The 3884-nt window shown below is 34.1% G+C and carries 3 protein-coding genes; 2 read left to right on the top strand and 1 reads right to left on the bottom strand.

The genetic code is table 11. The features are described from left to right. On the top strand, positions 1 to 2214 hold a 2214-nt coding region (locus B3J44_RS07105; protein ID WP_286967389.1), incomplete at its 5' end, for a DNA gyrase subunit A. 36 nt (positions 2215 to 2250) lie between these two features. After that, on the top strand, positions 2251 to 3519 hold the full coding sequence (locus B3J44_RS07100; RefSeq protein ID WP_286967387.1) for a tetratricopeptide repeat protein: 1269 nt from the start codon (positions 2251 to 2253) through the stop codon (positions 3517 to 3519). Positions 3520 to 3581: 62 nt separating this feature from the next. Here B3J44_RS07100 and B3J44_RS07095 read toward each other — a convergent pair. Next, positions 3582 to 3884: OsmC family peroxiredoxin (locus B3J44_RS07095; RefSeq protein WP_286967386.1), on the bottom strand; the 303-nt coding region annotated here is incomplete at its 5' end.

Below are 3884 nucleotides of genomic sequence, written 5' to 3'. Positions count from 1 at the left end.
CAATTAAACTTTGACGATACATTATATGAACCAAAAGTAATGCCTACAAAAGTTCCTACTTTATTAGTAAATGGAGCAACAGGTATTGCAGTTGGTATGGCGACAAATATGCCGCCACACAATTTAACTGAAGTTATCAATGGTACTTTAGCATACTTAGATAATAATGATATTGAAGTTGACGAATTGATGACACATATTAAAGCACCAGATTTTCCAACTGGTGGTGTAATATATGGTTACGAAGGTGTTCGTGAAGCTTTTAAAACAGGTAGAGGACGTATTGTAATGCGTGCGAAAGTTGGTTTTGAAGAAGTTGACGGAAGAGAGTGTATCATTGTTACTGAAATTCCATATCAGGTTAACAAGGCCGAAATGATCAAACGTACGGCTGATTTGGTTAATGAGAAAAAAATTGAAGGTATTGCGAATATTCGTGACGAATCGGATAGAAATGGTATGCGTATCGTTTATATCTTGAAACGTGATGCTACGCCAAACGTGGTTTTAAATACCTTGTATAAATATACTTCATTACAGTCTTCTTTTAGTGTAAATAACATTGCATTAGTAAAAGGCCGTCCTCAAATGCTGAATCTGAAAGATATGATTCATTATTTTATTGAGCACCGCCATGAAGTAGTAGTAAGAAGAACGCAATTTGAATTGCGTAAAGCTGAAGAAAGAGCGCATATTTTAGAAGGATTAATTATTGCTTCTGATAATATCGATGAAGTAATTGCGTTAATTAGAGGATCTAAAAATACAGATGAAGCTAGAGAAAAATTAATCGAAAGATTTAAACTATCAGATATTCAAGCTCGTGCTATTGTTGAGATGCGTTTACGTCAGTTAACAGGTCTGGAGCAAGATAAATTAAGAGCTGAGTTTGAAGAATTAATGAAGTTAATTGAGCATTTGAAAGCTTTACTAGCAGATATTAATTTGAGAACAGATTTGATTAAAGAAGAGTTAACTGAAATTCGTGATAAATATGGTGACGAAAGACGTTCTCAAATTGAATATTCTGGAGGAGATGTAAGTATTGAAGATTTAATTGCTGACGAAAATGTAGTTATTACCATTTCTCATGCAGGTTACATCAAACGTACAAACCTTACAGAGTACAAAACGCAAAATAGAGGAGGAGTTGGACAGAAAAGTGCAGGAACAAGAGATCAAGATTTCTTAGAGCACATGTTCGTGGCAACAAACCACCAATATATGATGTTCTTTACCCAAAAAGGAAAATGTTTCTGGATGCGTGTTTATGAAATTCCAGAAGGAAGTAAAACCGCAAAAGGTAGAGCAATTCAGAACTTGGTAAACATTGAAAGCGATGATAAAGTTAAAGCTTTCATTTGTACACAAGACTTAAAAGACAAAGATTATATCAATACGCATAATCTTGTAATGGTAACCAAACAAGGTCAGGTGAAGAAAACTTCTTTAGAGAAATATTCTAAACCAAGAGCAAATGGAGTTGCGGCTATTACAATTAAAGAAGGTGATGAGTTACTTGGTGCTCAGTTAACAAATGGAGAGAGCCAAATTATCTTAGCGGTTAAGTCTGGTAAATTAGTTCGTTTTGAAGAAACTAAAACGCGTCCGATGGGAAGAACAGCTTCTGGAGTTCGTGGTATTACTTTGAAAGACGAAACGGATGAAGTAATTGGAATGGTTACTGTTGATAAAAATGATATTACAGAATCTCAGATTTTAGTTGTAACCGAAAATGGATACGGAAAACGTACTAAATTGGTTGACGAAGATGGAGAAGATGTATACAGAATTACAAACCGTGGAGGTAAAGGAGTTAAAACACTTAACATTACAGAAAAAACAGGTAAACTGATTTCTATTAACGCTGTTACAGATGCTGACGATTTAATGATCATCAATAAATCTGGATTAACCATTAGAATGGCAATTGAAGATTTACGAGTTATGGGACGTGCTACTCAAGGTGTTAGATTGATTAACCTTAAAGGAAAAGATTCTATCGCTGCTGTAACAACTGTGATGAAAGACGACGCTGAAGAAGTTATTGTCGATGAAGATGGGAATGTTATCGAAACTGTAATTGAAAGAGTTAAGCCGGATCTAGAAGTTCTTGAAGATGACGGAGCTGCAGAAGATGACGATGACTCTGATGATGAAGAAGTAGAAGATGAGGACGATGCTGACGCAGAGGACGAAGAATCTGAAGAATAAGTACAAACAAAAAATTAAATACAAACAAATACCATTATGAAAAGTAAATATGTAATACTTGCATCAGCATTACTGATCTCTGTAGCTACGTTTGCTCAAAAAGATCAAATTAAGAATGCTGAAAAAGCATTAAAAGGAGGAGATGCACAAGGAGCTCTAACGCAATTGAAAGATGCAGAAAGCTTAATTGCAAATGCTAAAGATACAGAGCAGGCACAATATTATTTCATTCAAGGAAATGCTTTTCTTGACCTTGCAAATAAAAAGGTTGAAGAAGGTAAAAACCTATTGGCAGCTGCAGACAGCTACAAGAAATTAATTGATGTAGAAAAAGCTTCTGGAAAACAAAAGTATTCTACACAAGCAGCGGCATCAATTACTAACATTAAAGGATTATTGATTAATTCTGCAATTGCTGATACTCAAGCTAACAAGCATGCTGATGGTGCTAAAAAATTGTACGAAGCATACGAATTAGATAAAAAAGATACAGTTAACTTGTATTATGCAGCATCTACAGCTGTGAATTCACAAGATTTTGATCTTGCTTTACCAATGTATGAAGAGTTGAAAAAATTAAACTTTTCTGGAAAAGGAACTTTGTACTTAGCTATGAATAAAGCTAATGGTAATGAAGATAACTTTGCTAATGCTAAAGAAAGAGATTTGGCTGTTAAATTAGGAACTCACGAAAAACCTAAAACTGAAGCTATTCCTTCTAAAAGAGGTGAGATCTACAAAAACTTAGCATTAATCTTGGTTCAAAAAGGACGTACAGAAGATGCTAAAAAGGCAATCGCTGATGCTAGAAAAGCAAATCCAGATGATAGTTCTTTGATCTTAACAGAAGCTAATTTATACTTAGAGTCTAAAGACTACGATATGTATAAAAAATTAGTTAACGAAGCTTTAGAGAAAGATCCTAAAAATGCTGACTTAGTATTTAATTTAGGAGTTATTAGCGCTGGAGCTAAGAATAATGCTGATGCAGAGAAATATTACTTAAAAGCAATTGAAATCAATCCTGAATATACAAATGCTTACTTAAACCTTGCTGCTTTAAAATTAGAAGCTGAAAAACCAATCATTGATGAAATGAATAAATTGGGAACTTCGGCTAAAGACATGAAACGTTACGATGTTTTAAAAGCTCAAAGAGAAACTATTTTCAAAGGAGTTATTCCTTACCTTAAAAAAGCTAACGAATTAGATCCTAAAAATGAGGATGTTTCTAAAACATTATTGGGAGTTTATAACGCTCTTGAAATGACTGCAGAAGCTAAAGCTTTAAAAGCAAAAATGTAATTATTGCTTTTTTAAAAATAGAAAAAAACCATTCACCGCGGTGAATGGTTTTTTTTATGCTTTTAGCTGATTAATTCAGCTGATAAAGTGATTGTGGTATTTAATAGTTTTGAAATCGGACAGATTTCTTTTGCTTTTGCCGCAGTAGAAGCAAATTCTTCTGCAGAAATTGAAGGAACTTTTCCCTTTAAATCTAAATGAATTAAAGTGATTGATCCATCTTCAAAAGTTACTGTAGCTTCTGTGGTTAAGTCATCTGCGGTAAAGCCAGCTTCATTAAGCAAAAAACTTAACTGCATTGTAAAACAGCCCGAATGCGCTGCCGCAACCAATTCTTCTGGGTTCGTTCCTACGCCATCAGCAAA

Origin of the sequence: Flavobacterium sp. UBA4854 (assembly GCF_002399805.1) — a bacterium.
Classification (GTDB): Bacteria; Bacteroidota; Bacteroidia; order Flavobacteriales; family Flavobacteriaceae; genus Flavobacterium; species Flavobacterium ginsengisoli.
The sequence above is the reverse complement of the archived record's forward strand: the minus strand, read 5'-3'. Positions and strand labels throughout refer to the sequence as shown.

Coding starts and splice junctions, on each gene's coding strand:
- B3J44_RS07100 (WP_286967387.1), top strand. CDS start 2,251: ATGAAAAGTAAATATGTAATACTTGCATCAGCATTACTGATCTCTGTA.